A 25,550-nucleotide genomic window follows, 5' to 3' on the forward strand; every position below is an offset into this window, starting at 1 on the left:
TCTATTTTTATGCTTCAACTGATGCGATATTTTTTCTCAAACACTCCGGCCAGAAGAGTAAAAACTTTATAAATAATGAAATATAATACCCCGGCAAGAGTATAAATCTGTAACCCGTTCAGCGTGATGGCTGTCAGTGACATTGCCTGCTTCGTTATTTCAGCGATGCCGACAGTATAAGCAAAGGGCGTCGCTTTTAATACAGAAGAAAACTCATTGATAATACCGGGCACAGAAAATCGCAACATCTGTGGCAGTTCAATATTTATTATAACCTGTAATTGACGCATTCCTGCTACTTTCGCTACCGTTATTTCGAATGGCTCAACTAATTTAAGCGCTCCTCTGAACACCTCGGCAAGATAACTCCCGCTGATTAAGCCGACGCTGAGGTTCATGGCCACCAGAGGTGAAACATATATGCCAATCGATGGCAATCCAAAATAAACAAGAAAAACAGCAATAAGTATTGGAATTCCCCGAAGAATAAAGACCAGTACGTCGAGTATCTTCTGTAGTGGAAGGGGGGATAGTCGCCGTAATACGGCGACTGTAAGCCCGAACAAAAACGCTGAGAGAAAACAGGTAAAGGTTACAAGCAGCGTATTACCAATCCCTTCCAATAGGAAATAAAATATAGCCAGCATATTACCTGATGACATAGCTTACTATTTCATCCAGTTATCGACGATGCCAGATATTTTTTGTGGCCCTTGCTCTTTAAGCCATAAGTTAAAATCATCGCGCACGGGCGAGCCTTTCTTAAAGGCAATGCCAAGCTGATCAACATTCTTGAAAACATAACGACTTTCTATCGGCATCTTTTTCTTATTTTTGAAGGTAAAATAAACCGGCTCTTCTATAAAAGCCAGATCAAGATTGCCATTTTTTAGATCAGCCATCGTCTCATTATAGGTTGGATACAATTTTACTTTACTTAACGAGTAGTATCCTTTGGGCTCCAGATCGTTTTTGATAAGGTCGGAGTAAGCCATTCCTCGAGGGTATCCAATAGAATATTGATTTAATTCATTGAGGTTATTGAGCGTTATTTTATGATTGGCCATACTGACCAGATAAAAAGAGTTGATGTAATAAGGTTCAGAAAAATCAATAACTTTCTTACGTTTATCTGTGATTGAAATTCCCGAAAATGCGACATCTGCCTGACCACTCGCCACTGCGCCAAGCATTCCATCCCAGGCATATTCGGTGATGTTTAGCTTACAATGCCGTGACTGACAGTAAGACGAAAAAAGCTCCAGATCTATCCCCTGCAATTTGCCATCAGCACTTTTAAATAACATAGGGGGAGAGGCCGGTGATACTGCGACATTGAGTGTTCTCCCTTCAACGATGCTATCAGCAAACGCTGAAGACGACATTATTCCCAACACTATCATCGATAAGCCAATTTTTTTGGATAACATGCTATCTATTTCCTGTGGTAAGGTAATGCGTATTATAAATTAAGCATTAGGGCGTGAACCTGACATTTGCAGGCGTAAAGTACTTAACGTTATGTATTCCATCGCTGTTAACTAATTTAATCAGGAGGTTTGACAGGAATCATCAAAGGGAATGGATTGAATATACCATGAGATATCAACTGGATATGAGTGCAGCGGCCCCATGAAAGGTGAAAATGTAAAGATACCATAGACATTAGTATACTGGACATAGTTTATGCTCCATTTACGCATACATATTTACATGATAAGCAGATAAATGCTTCAGTGACGGTGTATTTAATGTCTCTAAGTATCATCTTATCACTCTATCCAGGGCCAATATAAAGACTTATCTTTGCTTGTCAAATACATTTTCTGAGCTAAGTTGATTTGCGTGCTATCTATATTTGCAAGCATATAAATTATTTATCCTATGAACAAACGACAACAGATCAGGATTTCTGACGATGTTGTTATGTTTATCAAAACGTTAACTTGTTTTAATCGATAATAATCTTAATTCAGAAATATCTTAATATATGCGGTTGTCGAGATAAAATTCTCAAATTAACATCGTACATCTTATGTAATAAATATAAATACGATAAATAAATCCAAAACTGAGACTGCCAACCGGATAACAAACAGCAATAAAGAGGGCTCTCCATTAAGTTATCCTGGCAATGGTTAAGGTGGTAACATTTTTGGTGGCTTTACCCATTTTAATCGTGTTCACAACACGTTAATTACCTTATGATTACCATGGTAATTAAAAATGAATCCTCGATGATTCGATGACTCGATGACTCGATGACTCGTTGGCTGAATGAAAAGAAAATTCTGCATCACATAGGCGCATGTATCGCGTATAATGGGCTCCGATGACCCTAATCATTGCTATGACATAATAATATGTATCTTAACCGCTTTTGTTATTTACTCCTGATCTCCGCTGCGGTCGGAAGCATTTTTACATCGCATCCCGTCGCGATGTGGTTCCTGCTCGCCAATGTGCTAACGCTGGCGATCTACGGTGTAGATAAAACGGCGGCACGTAAAACCTGGCGCAGAGTGCCGGAATCCACTTTGTTGGTGTTTGGGGTTGTCGGTGGGTGGCCTGGTGCGATTGTTGGTCAACAACTTTTCCGTCATAAAACGCAAAAGCAGCCATTCAAAACATACTTTATCGTCAGTGTGATAGTGAGTACCGTAGTTACGGTGGCGATCTATCGACTCTATCCATTTTTGTCCTACTGAACATAGAGTATGGATCACTTATTGACCAACCGGCAGCAAAGACAACCTCATATTTTCATGCCACCGGCACTATGATATTGAGCGGTGTTTTGCTCAAGGCATACCGCAGCCGATGGAACATTATTCAGTGGAATAATGATGAGCTATAAAACTTTCTAACATTGTGGCAAAACAATGATGGACTTCCTGGGTTGGATGGACAAAGTCATTGAAGACGTATTGCGGACATATATCCAGTTGAGGGTCTTTAGCCCCGGGAAGATGTACATAGCCGTGGTGAGTATAAGGGTTTTCCGTATCATAACCAATGTTACTGGCCACCTCCATTATCATCTTAAATGCATCGGCAGTCTCGAAATAGCATATTTTGTGCTGGGGGTATTTTTCTTTTAATTCTTCAACATTAGTTTTTAGCAGGGCATTGTGAGCGGTGCTTTCATCCTTAAGTTTTCTTTTTTCATCAGAATATTTGCCATAGGGCGTCAAAGACAAATCGGGAATCCCCATGACTAAAATATTATTAACTCCACCGGAAATTATTTTTTCAATATCATCAATTTGTTGCTCAACGACCATCATTACATTATCTTTGTGTAGTGTCATATAGTCATTAGCCCCCAATAAAAATATCGCCAGGTCCTGGTGAGAAGGGGTGTAAGATGCGACTTGTCTGTCCGTATTTGATACAAAGTCACCGAGGCAATTAAAGCAGGAATAGCTTGCCGATGTACTTCCCCCTTCAGCAAAATTAAGCATCTCTTTACCTAAGAAGTGTGGAGATGATAAAAACTCAGTCCAGGTAAATCCATTAGTAAACCTTCCGCCAAAGTATTGACCATAGGAAGGTAAAATATGATGTGTTTTTTCAAACATACGCCCCATGGAGTCAGATAAACTGTCGCCAAAAAATACCAGTCTGGTAATATCACCTAAAGAAATATTTTTTGGCTTGGGATGTAATTTATTGATTTCTTTGGCAAGACCAAAAGCTTCCGGATGACATTCAACCTCAATAGATAAAATATTTTCACCATTATCATCTTTAATAATCAACTTATCGGCCTGTTCCTGTGATTCTATAATAAATTGTTCTTTACATCCCTGAGACGCTAAGGCTCGAAGTTTGATGTAGGCTCCGCGAACTTGTACCGGTGTTAGATTCAGTTCCTGATAGTGGTAAAGTTTAAAGATACATTCGAGCGCTTCTGCATGGTAGGTGGTGAAGAAATATGCTTTGATTTTCTCCCATAAACTTAATTCCGGAGGGCGTGCGCTTTCTTTTATCACATTAAATCTTTCAGCACTGATAGATGATGTGAAATACCCCTGTCCAACACTCAATGGCATAGTGTCCTCCTTACTCTATTAAACGCGCTTTAGTAAAGTATTAACTAGCAAATATTAGCAAGTAAAGTAATCAGGTAAATGGTGTATATGGAATTGCGCTTCTTTAACAGTTTGCCGTCGCCAATAAAATACATGCAATATTTATTATTTTTCAACGAAGTAAATATATCATCAACAACGTGAGGTTAATGCCGGGTACATATTATCTGACTGCTATCATTATTGACTGTGCGTCTGGTTAAGGCAAAGCTCTAAAAAAAGTAGCCACTCCTGATTTTAGTGTGCTGGCGTGGGTATGAGCTGGCTTGATACTCAGGAAAATTAGGTAAACTTATCATCCAGCTATTATTTCTAAGGGGGGCGTTTTATATAACGTGTTGATTTCTATTTTCATATTAAATCTTTGTTAAGTGAGTTAACTATAATGAGTGATGATTCAATTATTAAAAACTCTTCAATGCTTTTGGCCTATTTAGGTGGTCTGGGATGGGGGAGCGCCTATTTTTATGGCTGGGGCGTCTCCGCGTACTATGGTTTCCCGTGGTGGTATGTAGGCGTCGGCCCTGACAACATTGCCCGAAGTCTATTCCATGCGATTAGTCTGATGGCTATATTCATAATAGCATGGGGAGTGGGTATCCTATTGTTTTTTCTAGTAAAGCAAAAAGCACGTATCCACGACCTTAGCTTCTTACGCCTTTTTTTGGCAGCGGTTTTGTTCTTTATTCCAATTGTTATCGAGTTTTCTCTCTTAACAGAATCGTTTTTGTGGGAGCTTTTTTTTATCATTTTACTGGTGGCTTTATGCTTATCGGTGGGGATGCGTTTTTATAGTAAATTGATGCCAGTGATTTGTTTTACGCAACTCAGTTGGGTGCGAAGGCATTGTTTCACTATAGTTATGCTTGGTTTTATTATATATTTTTTTATATTTTCTTTTTTTGTTGGGATCTATAAGCCACAATTAAAGAAAGAATACGAAATGATATTGTATGATGGAGGCTGGTACTACGTCCTGGCCAGATATCATGATAGTTTTATTTTGTCGAAATCCTTTACTAAAAATAACAATAGATTTATTATTTTTAGACCAGAAGATGGACACTCTTATGAAATTACCCTGGTAAAAGTCAGACTTTAATAAAATACTGGTTGGCAAGAGCGTGAAATGACGCCAGAGCTTCCCATAGCAGAGATTAGAGAAAGAACTGAGCGCCCATATCTGTAGGCTGTGGAATAGCAATGCCGGGAAGGGCATGGCATGACACTTTATCTGACATTACCATTTGAGTGACAGGTTAGCAGATGTTTCAGGCCAAACCCAACTTGAACTGGAGCGCTCAGAAGCCGATTACCTACATAACAAATATTGGCCGCAAGCTTATGCTGTGGGCGAAATATACGACCGCTATTAGCCAGACTGGCTGTTAACTTATTTACCTTCCCATAGTAACCTATAACAGGGCTCCCTGAGGCATTGGCTAGCATCTGTGCATTGGAAAAACAGCTTCCATTTGCACTATAGCAACTTATAAAGTTTATTGCCTCATGAGAGTTGCTAATATGGTGGATTGATTTTGAAAGTAATGATGACTGACTTGCCCCGGAACCGTACCGATTTTCATGTTGAACAACAAAAGGAGCACCATGTTTACAAATCGAAATAGGCATGGATTATTACCTGAGATTGATTTCAAATTAACAATAATGATGACGCTTTTGGGTATTAAAAATCTTTCAAATAACGCTCATTTGATTTTTTGTCCACATTGACTAAGCCTGGAAAGACACGGGGTTGAGATATTTTTGCTACCCGTCGGCGGTGTATCGCAGTTGTGATGTTACGTTCTTACAAGACTGACATCTGCATATCATAACCTTTATTCATTACCACCTGGTGAGTAAGTAAAAACTATTGAGCAAATATTTACTTCTGGGTAATGGGACTGGATTCACACGGCATTACCTCTGTGCCCCAGTCGGGCAGAACATTGCAGCTTAGAAAGGAAGCTTTGGCGTTTATTGTCTGTGGCCAGAAAAAGTTCCCGTGAGCTGAATATGCTGAATGTGAACTGATTCTTGATGACCTATGCCGGTAAGTTATAAGCGATTGATTTTTATATTGCGTGTAATTTTACAATTACATAAACATTAAATTCTGATAGTATACCCCCCTATAGTATATGGAGGTCGAATGCCGCATTCACCTGAAGATAAAAAACGTATCCTTACCCGTGTTCGTCGCATACGCGGGCAGGTCGAAGCGCTGGAGCGGGCGCTTGAGTTTGGCGAACCTTGTCTGGCGATTCTGCAACAGATTGCCGCCGTGCGCGGCGCGTCTAATGGCCTGATGAGTGAAATGGTTGAAATCCATCTGAAAGATGAGCTGGTCAGCGGGGAAACTACGCCAGATCAGCGCGCGGTCCGGATGGCGGAAATCGGCCATCTTCTTCGCGCTTATCTAAAATAACAATTTCCCTCACCGTAACAGGAAGAGATATATGAAATCACGTGCAGCAGTTGCTTTTGGTCCCGGTCAGCCGCTAAAAATTGTCGAGATTGACGTTGCGCCGCCGAAAAAAGGCGAAGTTCTGGTCAAAATCACCCATACCGGCGTTTGCCATACCGATGCTTTTACCCTTTCCGGCGATGATCCGGAAGGCGTATTCCCGGCAGTCCTGGGTCACGAAGGCGGCGGCGTGGTAGTCGAGGTCGGCGAGGGGGTAACCAGCCTGAAACCCGGCGACCATGTTATTCCACTGTACACGGCGGAATGCGGCGAGTGTAAGTTCTGTAAGTCCGGTAAAACTAACCTTTGTCAGGCCGTACGCGCCACTCAGGGAAAAGGGCTGATGCCGGATGGCACTACCCGCTTTTCTTATAACGGCGAACCCGTTTATCACTATATGGGAACCAGCACGTTCAGCGAATATACCGTTTGCGCGGAAATTTCTCTGGCGAAAGTGAACCCGCAGGCGCCGCTGGATAAAGTGTGTCTGTTGGGCTGTGGCGTGACGACGGGTATTGGCGCCGTCCATAACACCGCTAAAGTGAAAGCGGGCGACACCGTTGCCGTTTTTGGTTTAGGCGGTATTGGGCTGGCGGTTATTCAGGGCGCGGTTCAGGCTAAAGCCGGGCGTATTTTAGCTGTCGACACGAATCCGGAAAAATTTACGCTGGCGGGCGAAATGGGGGCCACGGACTTTATTAATCCGAATGATTACGACAAACCGATCCAGGACGTTATTGTTGAGCTTACTGATGGCGGCGTAGATTTCAGTTTTGAATGTATCGGCAACGTTAACGTGATGCGAGCAGCGCTGGAATGTTGTCATAAAGGCTGGGGCGAAAGCATTATTATTGGCGTAGCGGGGGCAGGGCAGGAAATCAAAACCCGTCCCTTCCAGCTAGTGACCGGTCGCGTCTGGCGTGGCTCCGCTTTTGGCGGCGTGAAAGGGCGCACGCAGCTGCCAGGGATGGTAGAAGATGCGATGAACGGTAAAATCCATTTAGATCCTTTTATTACTCACCGCCTGCCGCTGGAGCAGATTAACGATGCCTTTGAACTGATGCATCAGGGTAAATCCATCCGTACTGTTATCCACTTTAGCGATAACTGATTCATCCGCCAGCGGATTTTCCGCTGGCGCTTTTCTGAATTTTCTGGAATGAATGTTGTGAAAATGTGACGAAGGCGATGCTTTTCGCGGTAAGCAAACGTCACGAAGTGCCGATGACTATCTAACGGGCGTGTTTTTACGCATTAAACCTACAAGAGAGTCGACGGTCATGGGCAACACATTCTCGATGCAAGCCTCGCATAAACTGGGCTTCCTGCATCATATTCGGCTGGTTCCGCTGTTTTCCTCCATTCTCGGTGGCATCCTTCTTCTTTTTGCTTTGAGCGCCGGGCTGGCAGGCTATTTTCTGTTACAGGCCGATCGCGATCAGCGTGATGTCACGGACGAGATTCAGGTACGGATGGGATTATCCAACAGCGCTAACCACTTACGTACCGCACGTATCAATATGATCCACGCTGGCGCGGCGAGCCGGATTGCTGAAATGGATGAAATGAAAGCCAATATTGCCGCTGCGGAAACGCGGATCAAGCAGTCTCAGGACGGCTTTAACGCTTATATGTCCAGAGCGGTGAAAACACCCGCCGATGACGCATTGGATAACGAGTTAAACGCCCGCTACACCGCCTATATCAACGGCCTGCAACCGATGCTGAAATTTGCCAAAAATGGCATGTTCGAAGCGATCATTAATCATGAAAACGAGCAGGCAAAACAACTGGATGCCGCATATAACCATGTCCTGTTGAAAGCGATTGAACTGCGCACCGAGCGGGCAAGACTACTTAGCGAACAGGCTTACCAACGTACCCGGCTCGGTATGATGTTTATGATTGGCGCATTTACGTTGGCGCTGGTATTGACGTTAATGACCTTCATGGTGCTGCGTCGCACGGTGATACAACCCTTGCAGCAGTCTGCGTCACGTATCGAACGCATTGCGGCCGGCGATCTGACCATGGCTGACGAGCCCACAGGACGCAGTGAAATTGGTCGCCTGAGCCATCATCTTCAGCAGATGCAGCATGCGTTGCAACAAACGGTAGGGGCGGTGCGTCAGGGGGCGGAGGAAATTTATCGAGGCACCAGCGAAATTACTGCTGGTAATACGGATTTATCTTCTCGTACTGAACAGCAGGCTGCCGCCATTGAACAAACCGCGGCCAGTATGGAACAGTTGACGGCAACCGTTAAGCAGAATGCGGATAATGCGCATCACGCCAGCAAACTGGCGGAAGATGCTTCCGGTAAAGCCAGTCGCGGAGGCCAGATGGTTTCCGGGGTCGTACAAACGATGGGGAATATTTCCACCAGCTCGAAAAAAATCTCGGAAATTACCGCCGTCATTAACAGTATCGCTTTCCAGACCAACATTCTGGCGCTGAACGCGGCGGTCGAGGCGGCACGCGCCGGGGAACAAGGACGCGGTTTTGCGGTGGTCGCCAGTGAGGTTCGTACCCTCGCCAGTCGCAGCGCGCAGGCGGCAAAAGAGATTGAAGGCTTGATCGGCGCATCGGTCAGCCTGATTGAACAAGGATCTGAAGAGGTTATCGCTGCGGGGAGCACCATGAATGAGATTGTGGATGCCGTCAAACGCGTCACCGATATTATGCTCGATATCGCGGCAGCCTCTGATGAGCAAAGTCGCGGTATTGTTCAGGTCAGTCAGGCGATTTCTGAGATGGACAAGGTTACGCAACAAAACGCGTCGCTGGTCGAAGAGGCGTCCGCGGCGGCGGCTTCGCTTGAAGAACAGGCCGCCCGCTTGACGCAAGCCGTTGATGCGTTTCATTTACAGGATACTGGCGCGACGATGCGATCATCCTTCCTTTAGTAAGCGTCGCGCCAGCGGGCTATTTTAGCCGCGGGCGCGGTTAATGTCCGACAGCCGCTATCACAGCGGCATCGATTTACGGATCGCCGCAATCAGCATTTGCGCCCCGGTTGAGAGCGGGATATCAACTCGCGTAAGAATACCTATCGGTTCGCCTGCGCTCTGGGTCGGCACGGGTAATGAGACCAGCGTCGCCTGGCGAAGATCTTCTTTAACCGCGCCAGAGGGGACGAACCAGACGTAATCGTAATCTACGGTCAGTTGTCGTGATAACGATGCGGATAGCGTTTCGATACATCCGGCAGGCATTTTACACCCCTGGCTTTGCAACAGGGCTTCCGCATTCTGGCGCGGTACCGTGCCTTTTGGCGAGACGACTACCGGCCACTCCATAACCCGACTGAGCGTGATCGTCTCCTGTAACAGGGGATGACCGGGGCGTACCACTAATTTAAGCGATTCTAAAAACAGCAGTTCGTAATTTAAACCGCCCATTAATTCCGGGTCTGACATGCGGCCAATACCCAGATCGATCTCGCCTGATTTCAGACCTGCAAGCAACATCGTATTGTTCATGGTCGCGACCTGTAACGAGGTCGATTTTTGCTGTTGATGGAACCGCCCAATAGCCGCCGGGAGTATACCCAGCGCAGCGGTGGGGAGCGCGCCAACACGCACCACATCGGCGCTGGCGTCCTCTTTGCGATTCAGCGCCTGCCCGGCGGTATTCAATGCATCTAATACTTTTACCGCATGAGTCAAAAATTGTTCGCCAGGAACCGTTAATTGCGCGCCCAGTCGCCCGCGTTCGAACAGACGGGTTCCGGTGAGTTGTTCCAGTTCGTTCAGCGTTTTAGAAAGCGCTGGCTGGCTCAGGTTAAGGGTTTCAGCCGCGCGCCCCAGAGTTCCCTGTTGTGCAACGGCGACAAATGTATGAAGGTGGCGCAACCGAATGCGCTGACTAAACAGACCATTTTTTTCCATAAGTGATGTTAAAAACAGAGCCGTGCGGGTGACAAGTAAAGTTGTTTGTTTTTGATAACCTGATAGCAAAATATTATTAACATTTTACCATTTCAAGTTACAACTGTTTTATTTTACTGATGATTCAACTGCCGTTAAGCGTGTTAAGCCGCGATCTGGTCGGGGATACGCCAGCTCATGTCAATCCGTTCTGCATAATGAATTCAGACCGGATCACACTTTATAAATTCTTCTCCCCGGAATGGATGAGGTTTTCTACACTCCAGGTAACATTCACTGGAGGCATGACATTATGGCGAACACCATCACGGCAGATGAGATTCGGGAACACTTTTCGCAGGCAATGTCGGCAATGTACCAGCAGGAAGTTCCGCAGTACGGTACGTTACTGGAACTTGTGGCTGACGTGAATCTGGCGGTGCTGGAAAATAATCCCAAACTGCATGAGCAGTTGGCTAATGCCGATGAACTGGCGCGATTGAACGTGGAACGACATGGCGCCATTCGTGTTGGCACCGCAGAAGAACTTTCTACCTTGCGTCGGATATTCGCCATCATGGGGATGTACCCAGTAAGTTATTACGATCTCTCTCAGGCGGGCGTGCCTGTGCACTCCACGGCATTTCGTCCCATTGACGAGGCTTCGCTCTCGCGTAATCCCTTTCGCATGTTCACTTCGCTATTACGCCTGGAGCTCATTGAAAACGCGGCATTACGCCAGCGGGCGGCGGAAATCTTATCGCAGCGGGATATTTTTACATCGCGCTGCCGACAATTGCTGGATGAGTACGACGAGCAGGGCGGTTTTAGTGCTGCTCAGGCCGAAGAGTTCGTCCGTGAAACGCTGGAGACTTTTCGCTGGCATCGTCAGGCTACCGTTGATGAAGAAACGTACCGCAGCCTGCATCGTGAGCATCGTTTAATTGCCGACGTGGTCTGTTTTCCGGGATGTCACATTAACCATCTGACGCCGCGTACTCTGGATATCGACCGGGTACAGGCCATGATGCCGGAGTGCGGCATTACGCCTAAAACTCTTATCGAAGGTCCGCCTCGCCGCGAAGTGCCTATTCTGTTGCGGCAAACCAGTTTCAAAGCCCTGGAAGAGCAGGTGCTCTTCGTTGATGAAAAGCAGGGTACGCACACGGCGCGTTTCGGCGAAATTGAGCAACGTGGCGTCGCGCTGACGCCAAAAGGTCGTCGATTATATGACGAACTGTTGCACAAGGCGGGAACGGGTAAGGATAACTTCACGCATCAACTCCATTTGCGGGAGGTCTTTAACGCCTTTCCGGATAGCGAATTTCTGCTTCGCCAGCAGGGGCTTGCCTGGTTCCGCTATCGCTTAACGCCATCCGGCGAGGCGCATCGTCAGGCGATCCATCCTGGCGACGATCCGCAGCCGCTTATTGAGCGCGGTTGGGTGATCGCGCAGCCGATTACCTATGAAGATTTTCTTCCGGTCAGCGCAGCCGGCATTTTTCAGTCGAATTTGGGAAATGAAACGCTGGCCAGAAGCCACGGCAATGCCAGCCGCGACGCCTTTGAACAGGCGCTGGGATGTGCTGTACGGGATGAATTTTCGTTATATCAGGAAGCGGAAGAACGCAGTAAACGCCGTTGCGGTCTGCTTTAAAAGCGGTAAGCTTCACAGGCTGTGAGGATACTGTAAAAGGAAGGCGTTATGTTGAATCCCTCCATCCCGCTGGTGGCGACGCGTCACGGTAAAATCGTGGGCGTCGTACAGGAAGACATCCATATCTGGCGCGGTATACCTTATGCCGCGCCGCCAACAGGGGAGCTACGCTGGCGTGCGCCGCAGCCTGTTACGCCCTGGCAGGATGTGCGCCAGGCGGATTGTTTCTCCTGCGCCAGTTGGCAGGATATTACATGGTGTCGTGAACTCGGCGGTGGCGATCCGGGAAATTTTTCCGAAGACTGTCTCTATCTGAACGTCTGGGCTCCCGCCGTGCGTCATGAACCGTTGCCGGTCATGGTCTGGCTACACGGCGGCGGTTACACCATTGGCGCGGGGAGTTTGCCGCCCTATGACGGTCAAGCGCTGGCGAAGCGCGGCGCGATCGTGGTGACGGTCAATTATCGGCTTGGCCATCTGGGCTTTTTCGCGCATCCGGCGCTGGAAGGCGAAGGGGCGGAGTGTATTCATAATTTCGCTTTACTCGATCAAATCGCTGCGCTGCGTTGGGTGCAGGACAATATTGCCGCGTTTGGCGGCGATACGCAGAATGTGACGTTATTTGGCGAATCCGCCGGCGCCCGCAGCGTGCTGTCGTTGATGGCTTCGCCGTTGGCGAAGGGGCTTTTTCATAAAGCGATTATTCAGAGTGGTTATACGCTGCCGGATACGCCCCGCGAGGTGGCGCTAAAAAAAGGCGTTGCGCTGGCGGAACATTTTGGCTTAGCCCATGCCACTGCCGAACAGCTACGCGCTTTACCGGCAGAGACGTTTTGGCCGCTGGACGCGCCTTTTAAAATTGCGCCGACGCCGATTTCCGGCGACGTCGTGCTGCCGCATCCGATGCTGGAAACCTTCTTTGCGGCGAAACAGCATCCCATACCGGTGATGATCGGCTCGAATAGCGATGAAGCCAGCGTATTGGCAGTTTTTGGCGTCGATATTGCCGGTCAAATTCAAAAAATGCGCCGTGAGCGGCGTGTTGGCCTGGGGTTAATCCGGCTGCTTTATCCTGGAGTGAAAGGCGACGAAGCGCTAGGGCGGCAGGTCTGTCGGGATATGGTATTTACCACGTTGGGTTATGTCGTCATGCAAGCGCAGCAGCGGATCGGCGAACCGTGCTGGCGTTACTGGTTTGATTATGTCGCCGAAGCGGAGCATAACACCTACGCGAATGGCGCCTGTCATGGCAATGAAATACCGTATGTATTCGATACGTTAACGCGGGCTGAGCCCACATGCCATTATGTGAATGAGAATGACCTGGCCTTTGCCTCGCAGGTGGCGGATTACTGGGTGAATTTCGCTCGTCATGCCAGCCGCACGCGCGACGTGCTGCACGGCCCGGTTCGCTGGCCCGCCAGCATTCGGGGGCGAGATCGTCTGTTGCGGATTGGGCTGAACAAACTTGCCGGTTTTAAAGTGGAAAACCGCTTTATGCGTGCGCGTCTGGCGCTGTTTAAACGAGTCATGAAACATCACGTTAGTCTGGAATAAACTTTTCATAACCTGAAGAATGCTGCGTGAGGTTTACATCCGATTAGGTCGGTTCTTATCGACATAAAATATTTACGCTTTTGCACAGTTTCCAGGCGACCAACAATTGGATTATTAATGAATTTTGTCTAGAGTGAGCGGTCAGAAACGGGCACATTCTTGCTGCTGAAAAAACCAGCGCGGGACCATTCACAAGACCAGAAGGACTCATTTTCAGGTATGAATCGTAGACGATTTATTAAAGGTTCAATGGCAATGGCCGCCGTGTGCGGTTCCAGCGGTATTGCTTCCCTCTTTTCTCAGGCGGCGTTTGCCGCGGAATCCGATATTGCGGATGGTAAAATTGTCCGTTTTGATTTTGCTGGTCTGCAATCAATGGCCCAGGCGTTAGCGAAAAAGCCCTGGGGCGGCGCGCCGGGACCCTTGCCGGATACGCTCGCCAATCTGACGCCGCAGGCCTATAACAGCATTCAGTATGACGCGGCGCATTCACTCTGGAACGGTGTCGCCAACCGGCAGCTCGATATTCAGTTTTTCCACGTAGGGATGGGCTTTCGTCGTCGCGTACGCATGTTTTCCGTTGATACGACGACGCATCTTGCTCGCGAGATCCATTTTCGCCCGGAACTGTTTAAATACAACGATGCCGGCGTCGATACGACGCAACTGGAAGGGCAGAGCGATCTCGGTTTCGCCGGTTTCCGTGTCTTTAAAGCGCCGGAACTGGCGCGGCGCGATGTCGTCTCCTTCCTGGGCGCCAGTTATTTCCGGGCGGTAGATGATACTTATCAGTATGGCCTGTCGGCTCGCGGGCTGGCGATAGATACCTATACTGACGGTCAGGAAGAGTTCCCTGACTTCACCGCATTCTGGTTTGACACCGCGAAGCCGGGCGATACTACGTTTACCGTTTACGCTCTGCTGGACAGCGCCAGCGTGACGGGCGCGTATAAATTTGTGATCCATTGCGAAAAATCGCAGGTGATCATGGATGTAGAAAACCATCTCTACGCCCGTAAAGATATTAAGCAACTTGGCATTGCGCCGATGACCAGTATGTTTAGCTGTGGGAATAATGAACGCCGGGTATGCGACACCATTCATCCGCAAATTCACGATTCCGATCGGCTGGCGATGTGGCGGGGTAACGGCGAGTGGATTTGCCGCCCGCTGAATAATCCGCAGAAATTGCAGTTCAATGCATATATGGACGATAACCCGAAAGGGTTCGGCCTGCTGCAACTCGATCGCGATTTCTCGCATTATCAGGATGTGATGGGCTGGTACAACAAACGTCCGAGCCTGTGGGTGGAGCCGCGCAGTAAGTGGGGGAAAGGTGCAGTTAGCCTGATGGAGATCCCAACCACTGGTGAAACTCTGGATAATGTGGTCTGTTTCTGGCAGCCGGAAAAAGCGATCAAAGCCGGGGATACGCTGGCGTTCAATTATCGTTTGTACTGGAGCGCGCAGCCGCCGGTACAATCCCCGCTTGCGCGGGTCATGGCGACCCGTACAGGGATGGGTGGCTTTCCCGAAGGTTGGGCGCCGGGCGAACATTACCCGGATAAATGGGCGCGCCGTTTTGCTATTGATTTTGTCGGCGGCGATCTGAAAGCGGCCGCGCCAAAAGGCATTGAGCCGGTAATTACACTCTCCAGTGGCGAGGCGAAGCAGATTGAGATCCTCTACGTAGAGCCTTTCGACGGTTATCGTATCCAGTTTGACTGGTATCCGACCTCGGATTCTACGGCACCGGTGGATATGCGAATGTTCCTGCGCTGCCAGGGGGAGGCTATCAGCGAAACCTGGCTGTATCAGTATTTCCCGCCCGCGCCGGATAAGCGCCGTTATGTCGACGATCGTATCATGCGTTAGTCAGTTTGCCTTCTGTACCGCCACAAAGGCGGTACAGGTTGCGGAAATTGCCCTGGCATAAACTCATTCGTGAGCTGCTGTTTTTGTGACGCGGCCTTTTCATCGTTCTATTTTTGCAACAGTCCTTCCTGTTTATCCCTCTCGATCCTGCGGACAGGGGACATTAAGATAGCTTCACCTTATTTAAGATATAAAGTGAATATAATGAAAAAGAGTTTTCTTGGTGCTCTCCTGTCTCTGGGTTTATTAAGTGCTGCTCATGCAGATGTATATAAATTTGATAATACGCATACCAATGCGGTATTTAATATCGATCATTTCCAGACCTCAACCAATCATGGCGGGTTTTATGCTATTAGCGGCGAACTGAAATATCAGCCGGAAAAGCAAGTCGCAGAGATGCGTGTGGCGATTCCCGTGAGCGCCTTAAATACCGGGGTGGATGCGTTTGATAACCATATTCGCAGTAGTGATATTCTGGATGCGGAAAAATATCCAGAAATAGTATTTAAATCGACAAAATGGCATTTTGAAGATAATAAACCAGTTTCTATTGACGGTTTGTTAACAATGAAGGGAGTAACTAAGCCCGTCACCTTAACCACCACCAAGTTTGGCTGTTATATGAGCCCGATATTCAAGGCGCAGGTTTGCGGTGGTGATTTTGTCACGCAAATAGATCGCACCCAGTGGGGTGTAGATTATCTGGTCGATATGGGGATGACGAAAGTTGTCGATATAAAAATCCAGGCAGAAGCGGTTAAGCAATAAAGGGAATGATGATGAAAATTATTGTATGTTAAGGGGGATTGGCTATTTGAAGCTTCGCTGATTTCAGGCCGCACTGCCACGATTTTAAAGTGGGACTATGTCACTAAATAGTTGATGGCAACTATTTCGGATTCAGATATGTTAAATTGTCCTACTACTTGAGCTTGTAACCAACGGTTATTTTGTCCCTGATGTCTCTGTAGATTTGATTTTTTCGATCGCAATAATATTGCCTGACATCGCTTCATTGAGCACTTCGACGGCCGTGCTGGCATCGCGATTCTTTATCGACATGTAGACCTTGATATGGGCTTCCACACTTTCAAGGGTAATACCCAGCGCACGGTTAAGCTCTTCAAGATAGTAGTAATAGATGTCTTTAATCGAGCTCATCACGTTGTAGAACACGCTGTTGTGCGATGCCCTGACAATCGCCAGATGGAACTCGTAGTCCGCTTCCGAGTATTTTTTATAATCACCTTTGTGGATCAGCATGTTGTTCAATGCTTCCTCGAGCTGGCGAATGTCATCATCGGTGGCGTGTGTGACGGCGAGCTCCACGCATTTGAACTCCACGGTCTGACGAAAAATCATCATATCGTGAAACTCTTCGCGGCTAAGGTGCATGATTGGGCGGGGATCGTTACTCAACATCTGCGGGGTGAAGTTTTCGCTCACGTAGCTGCCGCTGCCCTGACGCGTCACTACAATCCCCAGGTCACGAAAACGCTGTACTGCGCTGCGAACGCTGACCCGGCTGACGTTAAATGAGGTGGTCAGTTCCGCTTCTGAGGGCAAACGGCTACCCGGCGCCCAACTGCCATCCAGCAGTTTGCTGCTTATCTGATCATAAATTTCATTTACAACATTCTGTTTTTGAATGGATTTTATGCTCAAGATGGGTATCCGTTAAGATGTCGCCGAAGTGCTTTATTATATAACAATTCTCTTTTAAGAACAAAGCGCCCGGCCGGGCGCTTTTCACCGTTAATCGAAACGAATGAGTACCTTAGCAGAGACATTTTTGTCTGTGGCGGTAATCAGCGCGTCTTCAATTTGCTGGGGCGGGAACTCGGCGCTGATAAGCGGGCGAGGATCGACACGCCCATCTTCCAGCCAGCGTACCGCGGTGATGAACTCACCGATAAAACGGAATGAGCCGACCCAGTTGAGTTCTTTAACCAGCATCGTTGACACCGGCCAGCTTACCGGGCTGGCGCCCATCCCCACCTGAACGATAGTGCCGGCAGGGTGGGTGAAGTCGACGCTGGATGCCACGGCAATCGGCGCGCCGGAGGCCTCAAACACGACATCAAAGTAGCCTTTATGCTGCTGATAATGAGCAACCTGTTCTTCATCGCGCGGATCCATCACCGCTGTGGCCCCCATCTGGCGTGCCAGTTCCAGACAGCGTGGGCTGAGATCGGATGCCACCAGTTCAGATGCTCCGGCACTGCGTGCCGCCGCGAGGATCAGACAACCAATGGGGCCTGCGCCAATCACCAGTACGCGTTTGCCGGTCAACTGGCCCGCCTTTTTTACTGCATGAATGGCGACCGCTAGCGGTTCCGAAAAGGCCATTACGTTTGCGGGCACGCGCCTGTCATAAGGAATGCATTGCTCCGGTTTTACCACCACGTATTCAGAAAAACCGCCATTCACATGCGGATTGAACTGCGCGCTGCCCATAAAGCGCATGGAGCCGCACAGATTTTGATGGCCGGAAAGGCACATCTCGCACTGATTGCAGGGGCTGGACGGGTTCACCGCAACCGTCTGGCCCACTTCCAGGTCGCTGCCTGCTGGCACTTTGCTGATCACGCCAACAAACTCATGGCCAATCACCATCGGATGCTTGAGGACAGACATCCCCGCGCGGCCATGCTGATAGTAGTGAATATCAGAGCCACAGATGCCGCCGCAGGCGACCTTCACGACGACGTCATGTTCACTGTGCTCGATTTCACGTGATTCAAAGCGTACGTCTTTTTCCGCATGGGCCAGACAAGCGTTACAGGTTATTTTTTCCATTTTGATAATGACCTCATTATTTGTTGGCAGTTGCCGGGTTAATGGCATTCTTATCCACAGTGTCGGCATTCTTTTTTTCAGGCAGGATCACTTCAATTTTGCCCACCAGGAATATGTAGGCTAATAAGCCCAGTCCGGCGACGCCTGCGATATACCACATGGCATACTGGAAGTTTTGCGTGCGCTGGAGAATAACCCCAATAACAATTGGGCTAACGATCCCTGAAAGGTTGCCGCAAATATTTAAAAAGCCACCCATAGTGCCGAGAAAATTACGGGGAATTACATCGCTCCAGACCACCCAGCCCAGGTTTGAAAAGGCGTTGGCAAAGAACGCAACAGACAGAATGACAATCGCAATAACCGGCTGGTTTTCAAAGAAATTGACCAGGCCAATAATCATGGTGACGCACAGGCCAGCCATAACGGGTAATTTTCGTGCCAGCGTTCGGGATTTTCCTTTTTTCAGCAGCATGTCGCTTAGCGTACCGCCACAGAGCACCCCAAGCATCGCCATAATATAGGGCAGCATGGCGCCTATCCCGGCTTTGGAAATAGAGAGATGCAGTCCTTTTTCCAGGTAAACAATAAACCAGGTCAGGAAAAAATAGAGCGTAGACGAGCAGGCAAACTGGGTGATGAACAAACCCCAAATCGTTTTTTTGCTGAGGAAGAATTTAATATTTTGCCAGCTGATTTTTGCACTCACGGAGGATTGGTTCTCCGAGCCATAGCCGCCGCCTGCTTTGATATAATCCAGTTCGGCCTGGTTCACAGCAGTGCTGTGCTGTGGATCGCGGTAATACATAAGCCAGTAGATGCCAAACAGAATACCGGCGCCACCGGACAGATAAAACGACATTTCCCAACCGTAGTTAGCCACAATAAAGGCGAGGGCAGGCGTCAGCAGCGCGAGACCGATATATTGTGCACTGGAATAAATCGCGGTCGCACGGGCACGTTCATGGTCCGGGAACCAGGTGGCGATTATTTTTGTGTTAGACGGGAAGGATGGCGCTTCGGCAACACCAATTAATGCGCGGCAGGCCAGAAGCATTGCAAATGAAGCGGTTGCCGTCGCGAATAAATGGTGTGAGGCGAACCCCATCATAAAGGTAAAAATACTCCACAGAATAATCGCACCACCATAAAGAATACGTGAGCCAATGCGATCAAGAACATAGCCGACAGGAATTTGACTGGCAGCGTAGGCCCAGGTAAACATGGAGAAAAGCAAACCCAGTTGTGTTGGCGTCAGACTGAAATCATTCTGGATATTCGAACCAGCAACGGCAAGATTGGCGCGATCCATATAATTAATTGCAGTCACAATAAACAGCAATGTGAGAATAAAGAGTCGTTGTCTTGAAGCCTTCATAATAATACCTGTGTTATATCGGCATGCATCGGGGTAAACACATGCCATCAATTTTAAAGGCGAGTAGGTAGAGTGCGGGCGACTTATAAAACTGCGAGCCAGCCACCATCGACGTAAATAATCTGCCCGTTGATATAATCTGATGCTCTGGATGATAAGAAGATGGCGGTGCCGATGAGCTCTTCCGGACGACCCCAACGTTGAGAAGGGGTGCTGCTTTTCACCCAGCTATCGAACTGCTTGTCTTCAATAAGCGCGGTGTTCATGTCGGTCAGAATGTAGCCAGGTCCAATGGCGTTGGTCTGGATATTAAACTGCGCCCATTCAGCAGCCATCGAGCAGGTGAGCATTTTGATGCCGCCTTTTGCTGCCGTGTACGGGGCAACAGTCGGGCGGGCCGCCTGGCTGGTGAGCGAGCCGATATTAATAATTTTGCCGCCGCTGTTGCGGGCGATCATCCGTTTTGCTGCCGAGCGGGAGACTAAAAATGCGCTGGTCAGGTTAGTGTCGATCACCTTCTGCCAGTTTTCCAGCTCCAACTCGACCATTGGTTTGCGGTACTGAATACCGGCGTTATTGATCAGGATATCAACATGGATCCCTTCTGCATCAAGTTTGCTAAAAGCTGCCTCAATCGCCAGTTCATCGGTGACGTCAAAAGCCACGCCATGCGCGTCGTAGCCTTTTCTGGTCAGCGTATCCACTGATTCGGCCAACAGCGTGGCGCGAATATCATTCAGGATAACCCGTGCACCCGCAGCGGCAAGACCCTCTGCGTAGGCAAAGCCCAGTCCTCGTGCAGAACCCGTTACCAGCGCCGTTTTCCCAGTTAAATCAAATAAAGCGGTCATGTTGTTTCCTCACTTGTTTAATTTGTATGACGACTATCCTTTTTAGGTTGAATTTTCGCCCTGATAAAATCAACAGTTCACCCATGAATTTGCAACAAGGATCACAAACAGCTCCACATGGCGATCGCGTAATTAATATTAATTAATTGAATTATATGTATATATTTGATTTGAATTTAACGCAGTTTGATCGCTGTCACAGAATGGCACTCGCAGCGATCCGCTGTAAAAGAAGCGTGATATAACAGCGTAAAGTTGTAGGACAACTTACGTATATCTGTTGTATCATCCACAACGGTATGACATGCGGTAAATTCGCTGAGTTAAGGAGTGAAAGTGAGTAACCTGAAAATTACCAACGTGAAAACGATTCTGACGGCGCCGGGCGGCATTGATTTGGCAGTCGTTAAGATAGAAACCAACGAGCCAGGGCTGTATGGGCTAGGATGCGCGACATTTACCCAGCGTATCTTCGCGGTAAAAAGCGCGATCGATGAGTACATGGCGCCTTTTCTGGTTGGCAAAGATCCGACCCGTATTGAGGACATCTGGCAGTCAGGCGTGGTGAGCGGCTACTGGCGCAATGGCCCGATCATGAACAATGCATTGTCCGGCGTGGACATGGCACTGTGGGATATCAAAGGTAAGCTAGCGGGGATGCCGGTTTATGATCTGCTGGGCGGCAAATGTCGTGATGGGATCCCACTGTACTGCCACACCGATGGTGGTGATGAAGTTGAAGTGGAAGATAACATCCGAGCCAGAATGGAAGAGGGTTACCAGTACGTTCGCTGCCAGATGGGAATGTATGGCGGTGCGGGGACCGATGACCTTAAACTGATCGCCACGCAGCTAGCTCGTGCGAAGAACATTCAGCCGAAACGTTCACCGCGCAGCAAAACGCCCGGCATCTACTTTGACCCGGATGCCTACGCCAAAAGCGTTCCGCGTCTGTTCGACCACCTGCGTAACAAGCTCGGTTTTGGCATCGAATTTATTCATGATGTACATGAGCGCGTGACCCCGGTGACTGCCATTAATCTGGCCAAAACGCTTGAACAGTATCAACTATTTTATCTTGAGGATCCGGTGGCACCGGAAAACATCGACTGGCTGAAAATGTTGCGCCAGCAGTCTTCCACTCCGATATCCATGGGTGAGCTGTTTGTGAATGTGAATGAGTGGAAGCCGCTAATCGACAACAGGCTCATCGACTACATTCGCTGCCACGTGAGTACCATCGGCGGCATTACGCCGGCAAAGAAACTTGCTGTCTACAGCGAACTGAACGGTGTGCGCACCGCATGGCACGGGCCGGGCGACATTTCTCCAGTCGGGGTTTGCGCCAATATGCATTTGGATTTGAGTTCACCGAACTTTGGCATTCAGGAATACACGCCAATGAACGACGCGCTGCGTGATGTCTTCCCGGGCTGCCCTGAGATTGACCACGGTTATGCCTATCTGAACGATAAGCCGGGTCTGGGTATTGACATTGATGAAGCCAAAGCGGCGAAATATCCGTGCGAGGGGGGAATCCCATCCTGGACAATGGCGCGCACACCAGACGGTACGGCCTCAAGACCGTAAGCAATGAAGGCCCGGCTTGCATCTGCCGGGTCTTATTCCCGACGTCCTGATGGACTCCGTTTTAGAAACAGGAATTATTGTATATTGAGGCTGCTTTTTAATCAGTGACCACTTCTCTATAAGGAGCCTGAATATTTCCCTCAACAACGCTTTCGGTAGAAAATGACGCGCTCTGTTTCCTCAAATCCTAACGCCTGGTGAACTTTCTGGGAAATTGTATTTTCCGGCGTGGTATCAGAGGCCATTTCCCGACACCCTTTATTCGTTCCCCATCGTTGCACCGCTGCAATCAATTGTTTCGCTACGCCGCGTTGACGGAACGAGGGGAGAACAAAAATACCTTCAAGAAAAGCCACGGGCGAACTGTCACAGCCATTGACATAATCGTGGCGGATTGAGGCATCCGCAAAGCCAATCGCCACCCCGTCTGCCATCGCAATAAATGATGCCAGATGATCGGCTTGCAGAATTTCTTCGCCGTCCGCCAGATGGGCGTCATCCGGGTGACCAGGCCAGAGCTGTTTTCGCAATCCGCGCCAGTGATCCAGATGGGTTCTGTTCATTTGCCTGATGTCCATTAACGCACTCCTGATGAGGGGTCTGACATGATGAGACGGCATCCCGCTTGCTGATAACGTCGGGCGATAGCAGACGGGAGCGCACTGTCGCTAAGAATGGTAGTAATACAGGACAGCGTCGCCACCGCATGGGGTTCTACAGTATCAAACTTTGAGTGATCGGCCATCAATATGACCTCGCGTGAGCGCTGAATAATGCGCGTTTTAACGCCCACTTCAAACATGGTAGCGTTGGTGATGCCCGTTTCAATCGACAGCGCATCGCAGGAGATAAAGGCGCGTTCAACGGCAAAGGCGTTAATCATCTCCAGCGCCAGACTCTCGCCCACCGAAAAGTAACCGGGGCGAATCAGTCCGCCGATAATGTAACTCTCTACGTGTGGGAAGCCCCCCAGTTCATTAGCGATTTTGATGTCATTGCAAATGACTTTTACTTTGGCGTCGACCAGACATTTTGCCAGTTCCAGACAGGTGGAGCCGGAGTCGAGAAAAAAGCAGTCTCCATCCTTGATGAACGTGCGGGCGAGGGCGGCGATTTCGCGTTTCGCCTCGCTTTGTAACGTTCGCTTAACGTCGAAAACATATTCTTTATCTTCCGTACTGTCGTCGAAGTCAATACAACCATGGCCGCGAACCATACCGGGATAACGGCTGGCAATATAGTGAAAATCCCGGCGCACGGTTGCCTCTGCATAGCCAAAAAGCTCAATAGCTTGCTGTGTTGAGAGGTGCCTGTGTTGCCAAAGGTAATGCAACATCTGTTTGATACGGTCAGGGCGCTGTTGGCTCATCAGCATATGACTCCTTTATAGCGCGGTGAATTGTGACAACGTCACATCATAGTTCGCCGTCGTGAATAACGCCCGGCCAATCACCAGATGCTGTGCGCCTGCGGCGGCAAGCAGCCGTGCGGCGCGAAGTGTAATACCGCCGTCCGCCCAGCATTCCGCAGCAGGGAAATGCTCTCTGCTTTGGCTCACTTTTTCACACATCGCGGCGATAAATTGCTGCCCGCGCCCGTCGGGTTCGCTGGTCATGATCATCAGCGCATCCAGTTGCAATGCCAGATAACGATAAGGCAATAGCGGCGTTGCCGGGTTAAGCGCCAGTCCTGCTTTCGCCCCGATAGCGCGAATATCCGCCAGAATCTCTGAGGGGTTTTGCACGCTTTCGGCATGAATGAAAATCCAGCCGGGGCGGATAGCTGCAAGCCAGGGTAGCCAGCGTTGCGGTGATGAGACCATCAGGTGCAATGAGAGCGGATGGCGAGTGTATTGTGCGACTGCCTGAATGGTTTTCATACCGAAGGTAATATTGTTGATGAAACTGGTATCTTCGATATCCAGATGCAGCGAGCCGATAGGCGCATCGTGTAAAGCGGTCAACGCCTCGGCATAGCGCAGCGGATCGGCGGAGGCCAGTGAAGGGTGCAGGATCATCGAAACCTCCATCAGCGCAATGCGGTTAATTGCGCGAAAAGCGCGGCGTCATTTGGCGCATCTTGCAGCATCGCGACGCTTTCCGGCGAGTCGAGCCACTGGCTGATGCGTTGAATGGTGCGAATATGTGCTTCGGCATCCGTGGCGCTGGCGCAAAGCAACAGCCAGATGGGATCGCAATCCGCATTGCCGAAAGCGACCGGCGTTGCTAACGTAGTGACGCTGATTTGATTATGGTTAGCGCCTTGCTCCGGTCTGGCATGGGGCAGCGCAATCCCCGGCGCGATAAGATAATATGGCCCCCATTTAAGGGTGTTCTCAATAATACCGTCCAGGTAGCAGGGGGCCGCCGCGCCGAAGGTAATCAGCGGACGAACGGCGATATCCAGCGCGTGTCGCCAGTCGCTGGCATGGCGTTGCGCCTGAACCCACTTAACATCATTAATCATCGATCGTTGACTCCTTGCCGGTTCGGGTTACTCTGAAACCGATCCCCGGCGTGTCTTTTGGCGAAGGCGACGGAGATCGGCAGAAGAGTTATCGCTCTCTGCAGGGGATAAGCGTTTTGCTTATCCCCATTTTATTGTCGGATATGGCGTACTTTCTCCATAAACTTCGCCACGCGCGCCTGGTCGACAAAGTTGGCGAAGACGCCGTCTTTTTTAAACGTGGTTGCCGTTACGCATCCGTCGGCAATGCAGAGCTGCTCCTCGACGTTTTCCAGACACACCCCGGTATTCGCCAGCACGACCGTGTCGGGAACGGTCTCTTTTACCCGCTTCAGTATGGCGCTATCCGTGCGGGCGCCCGCCGTCAGCCCCGAGACGCACAGGGCATCGGGGTTATTGTTAAATACGGTCGATTTCGCAATTGAACAGACATCCCGGTTTCCCAGATACACCGCCGCTTCCGGCACGATGTTAAACAGCGTTTTCACGTGACTTGCGCCGATGCGATGCTGATGGCGAATGGTTTCGCCGACATTCGTATCCCAGACGCCAAAATCGCTGGCGTAAGCGCCGGTGAAAATTTCGCGAATAAATTTTGCGTCGGTCGCCATTGCCAAATCAAACGAGGCCACAGGGTCCCACAACACGTTTACCCCAAACGGTACGCGAATTTCACTCATTAACTGACCGATGATTCTTGCCATCGCGGTGGTCGTTTCCGGTCTGACTTTCGTTAAATAAGGCAGACTAAATTCGTTGGAGAACATCACCGCATCCACGCCGCCATTTTGTAGCGCCATTAAATCGTCATGGGCGCGGTCAATTACCCAGTTCATGCCTTTCCTGGTATCGAACCCGGGATCGCCCGGCAACGCCCGTAAATGGCACATGGCGATAACGGCTTTTTCTGTTCCTATTACCTCTTTTAGCCAACTCATTCT

Annotated in this window: 24 protein-coding genes; 10 read left to right on the top strand and 14 right to left on the bottom strand. The window is 49.1% G+C overall.

The window, feature by feature from the left end; genetic code table 11:
• Positions 1 to 14 precede the first annotated feature (14 nt).
• Together NA330_RS00675 and NA330_RS00680 are read right to left on the bottom strand one after the other, a co-directional pair.
• Positions 15 to 662: an amino acid ABC transporter permease gene (locus NA330_RS00675; RefSeq protein WP_023242332.1), complete on the bottom strand. Its 648-nt coding sequence runs from the start codon at positions 660 to 662 to the stop codon at positions 15 to 17.
• Between the two features lie 6 nt (positions 663 to 668).
• Positions 669 to 1,430, bottom strand: a complete 762-nt coding sequence (locus NA330_RS00680) for a transporter substrate-binding domain-containing protein (protein WP_001727062.1) — start codon at positions 1,428 to 1,430, stop codon at positions 669 to 671.
• Positions 1,431 to 2,363: 933 nt separating this feature from the next.
• Between NA330_RS00680 and NA330_RS00685 the strand changes: the two genes are divergently transcribed.
• The gene (locus NA330_RS00685) at positions 2,364 to 2,708 is read left to right on the top strand and encodes a DUF1294 domain-containing protein (protein ID WP_017441316.1); all 345 of its coding nucleotides are present in this window, start codon (positions 2,364 to 2,366) and stop codon (positions 2,706 to 2,708) included.
• 120 nt (positions 2,709 to 2,828) lie between these two features.
• On the opposite strand, the gene sseJ is transcribed toward NA330_RS00685, so the two are convergent.
• Positions 2,829 to 4,055, bottom strand: coding sequence for an SPI-2 type III secretion system effector SseJ (gene sseJ, locus NA330_RS00690; protein ID WP_023203154.1), 1,227 nt, complete (start codon positions 4,053 to 4,055; stop codon positions 2,829 to 2,831).
• Between the two features lie 424 nt (positions 4,056 to 4,479).
• Between sseJ and NA330_RS00695 the strand changes: the two genes are divergently transcribed.
• Positions 4,480 to 5,196, top strand: coding sequence for a hypothetical protein (locus tag NA330_RS00695; RefSeq protein ID WP_001588428.1), 717 nt, complete (start codon positions 4,480 to 4,482; stop codon positions 5,194 to 5,196).
• 128 nt (positions 5,197 to 5,324) lie between these two features.
• Here NA330_RS00695 and NA330_RS00700 read toward each other — a convergent pair whose 3' ends face one another.
• Positions 5,325 to 5,726: an effector protein gene (locus tag NA330_RS00700; protein WP_077908703.1), complete on the bottom strand. Its 402-nt coding sequence runs from the start codon at positions 5,724 to 5,726 to the stop codon at positions 5,325 to 5,327.
• A gap of 523 nt (positions 5,727 to 6,249) precedes the next feature.
• On the opposite strand from NA330_RS00700, the gene NA330_RS00705 reads away from it, so the two are divergent.
• The 3 genes from NA330_RS00705 (at position 6,250) to NA330_RS00715 (ending at position 9,470) form a co-directional block, all read left to right on the top strand.
• Entirely contained in the window at positions 6,250 to 6,525 is a 276-nt protein-coding gene (locus NA330_RS00705; RefSeq protein WP_023242331.1) for a metal/formaldehyde-sensitive transcriptional repressor, read from the top strand.
• 31 nt (positions 6,526 to 6,556) lie between these two features.
• A complete protein-coding gene (locus NA330_RS00710) occupies positions 6,557 to 7,675 on the top strand; it encodes an S-(hydroxymethyl)glutathione dehydrogenase/class III alcohol dehydrogenase (RefSeq protein WP_017441318.1) in 1,119 nt (372 codons plus the stop codon).
• A 169-nt stretch (positions 7,676 to 7,844) separates the two neighbouring features.
• Positions 7,845 to 9,470, top strand: a complete 1,626-nt coding sequence (locus tag NA330_RS00715; RefSeq protein WP_000528480.1) for a methyl-accepting chemotaxis protein — start codon at positions 7,845 to 7,847, stop codon at positions 9,468 to 9,470.
• Between the two features lie 60 nt (positions 9,471 to 9,530).
• On the opposite strand, the gene NA330_RS00720 is transcribed toward NA330_RS00715, so the two are convergent.
• On the bottom strand, positions 9,531 to 10,454 hold the full coding sequence (locus tag NA330_RS00720; protein ID WP_000414259.1) for a LysR substrate-binding domain-containing protein: 924 nt from the start codon (positions 10,452 to 10,454) through the stop codon (positions 9,531 to 9,533).
• A 292-nt stretch (positions 10,455 to 10,746) separates the two neighbouring features.
• On the opposite strand from NA330_RS00720, the gene hglS reads away from it, so the two are divergent.
• The 4 genes from hglS to NA330_RS00740 all read left to right on the top strand — a co-directional run bounded on the left by hglS (position 10,747) and on the right by NA330_RS00740 (position 16,293).
• Entirely contained in the window at positions 10,747 to 12,090 is a 1,344-nt protein-coding gene (hglS, locus tag NA330_RS00725; RefSeq protein ID WP_000024100.1) for a 2-oxoadipate dioxygenase/decarboxylase HglS, read from the top strand.
• A gap of 48 nt (positions 12,091 to 12,138) precedes the next feature.
• The gene (locus NA330_RS00730) at positions 12,139 to 13,647 is read left to right on the top strand and encodes a carboxylesterase/lipase family protein (RefSeq protein ID WP_023242330.1); all 1,509 of its coding nucleotides are present in this window, start codon (positions 12,139 to 12,141) and stop codon (positions 13,645 to 13,647) included.
• Positions 13,648 to 13,866: 219 nt separating this feature from the next.
• Positions 13,867 to 15,522: a glucan biosynthesis protein D gene (locus NA330_RS00735; RefSeq protein ID WP_001081947.1), complete on the top strand. Its 1,656-nt coding sequence runs from the start codon at positions 13,867 to 13,869 to the stop codon at positions 15,520 to 15,522.
• 195 nt (positions 15,523 to 15,717) lie between these two features.
• On the top strand, positions 15,718 to 16,293 hold the full coding sequence (locus tag NA330_RS00740) for a YceI family protein (RefSeq protein ID WP_023242329.1): 576 nt from the start codon (positions 15,718 to 15,720) through the stop codon (positions 16,291 to 16,293).
• A 177-nt stretch (positions 16,294 to 16,470) separates the two neighbouring features.
• Here the strand turns inward: NA330_RS00740 and NA330_RS00745 are convergent, their stop codons facing one another.
• The 4 genes from NA330_RS00745 to NA330_RS00760 form a co-directional block, all read right to left on the bottom strand.
• Positions 16,471 to 17,190 (bottom strand): FadR/GntR family transcriptional regulator, encoded by a 720-nt coding sequence (locus NA330_RS00745; RefSeq protein ID WP_000023780.1) that lies wholly within the window; start codon positions 17,188 to 17,190, stop codon positions 16,471 to 16,473.
• A 90-nt stretch (positions 17,191 to 17,280) separates the two neighbouring features.
• Entirely contained in the window at positions 17,281 to 18,372 is a 1,092-nt protein-coding gene (idnD, locus tag NA330_RS00750) for an L-idonate 5-dehydrogenase (protein WP_023242328.1), read from the bottom strand.
• Complete coding sequence (locus NA330_RS00755) at positions 18,341 to 19,702, bottom strand: MFS transporter (protein WP_000648129.1); 1,362 nt, start codon at positions 19,700 to 19,702, stop codon at positions 18,341 to 18,343. Before NA330_RS00755 ends, idnD begins: the two co-directional genes overlap by 32 nt.
• Before the next feature lie 83 nt (positions 19,703 to 19,785).
• Positions 19,786 to 20,553, bottom strand: a complete 768-nt coding sequence (locus NA330_RS00760; protein WP_000125687.1) for an SDR family oxidoreductase — start codon at positions 20,551 to 20,553, stop codon at positions 19,786 to 19,788.
• A 336-nt stretch (positions 20,554 to 20,889) separates the two neighbouring features.
• On the opposite strand from NA330_RS00760, the gene NA330_RS00765 reads away from it, so the two are divergent.
• The gene (locus NA330_RS00765; RefSeq protein WP_000067285.1) at positions 20,890 to 22,143 is read left to right on the top strand and encodes a D-galactonate dehydratase; all 1,254 of its coding nucleotides are present in this window, start codon (positions 20,890 to 20,892) and stop codon (positions 22,141 to 22,143) included.
• 140 nt (positions 22,144 to 22,283) lie between these two features.
• Here the strand turns inward: NA330_RS00765 and aac(6') are convergent, their stop codons facing one another.
• From aac(6') to sgcQ, 5 genes are all read right to left on the bottom strand, one after another.
• Positions 22,284 to 22,721 carry a cryptic aminoglycoside N-acetyltransferase AAC(6')-Iy/Iaa gene (gene aac(6') / locus NA330_RS00770; protein WP_001649384.1) on the bottom strand — a complete coding sequence of 146 codons (438 nt, stop codon included), beginning with the start codon at positions 22,719 to 22,721 and terminating at the stop codon, positions 22,284 to 22,286.
• Positions 22,721 to 23,512, bottom strand: coding sequence for a DeoR/GlpR family DNA-binding transcription regulator (locus NA330_RS00775; RefSeq protein ID WP_023195771.1), 792 nt, complete (start codon positions 23,510 to 23,512; stop codon positions 22,721 to 22,723). The genes aac(6') and NA330_RS00775 overlap by 1 nt, the downstream gene beginning before the upstream one ends.
• A 15-nt stretch (positions 23,513 to 23,527) precedes the next feature.
• A complete protein-coding gene (locus NA330_RS00780; protein ID WP_017441321.1) occupies positions 23,528 to 24,160 on the bottom strand; it encodes a ribulose-phosphate 3 epimerase family protein in 633 nt (210 codons plus the stop codon).
• Between the two features lie 11 nt (positions 24,161 to 24,171).
• Positions 24,172 to 24,609 (bottom strand): SgcA family PTS sugar transporter subunit IIA, encoded by a 438-nt coding sequence (gene sgcA / locus NA330_RS00785; protein ID WP_000606454.1) that lies wholly within the window; start codon positions 24,607 to 24,609, stop codon positions 24,172 to 24,174.
• 131 nt (positions 24,610 to 24,740) lie between these two features.
• A complete protein-coding gene (gene sgcQ, locus NA330_RS00790) occupies positions 24,741 to 25,547 on the bottom strand; it encodes a BtpA family protein SgcQ (protein WP_000118620.1) in 807 nt (268 codons plus the stop codon).
• Between the last annotated feature and the right edge of the window lie 3 nt (positions 25,548 to 25,550).

The organism is Salmonella sp. NW722, from assembly GCF_051702785.1.
Lineage (GTDB): Bacteria > Pseudomonadota > Gammaproteobacteria > Enterobacterales > Enterobacteriaceae > Salmonella > Salmonella enterica.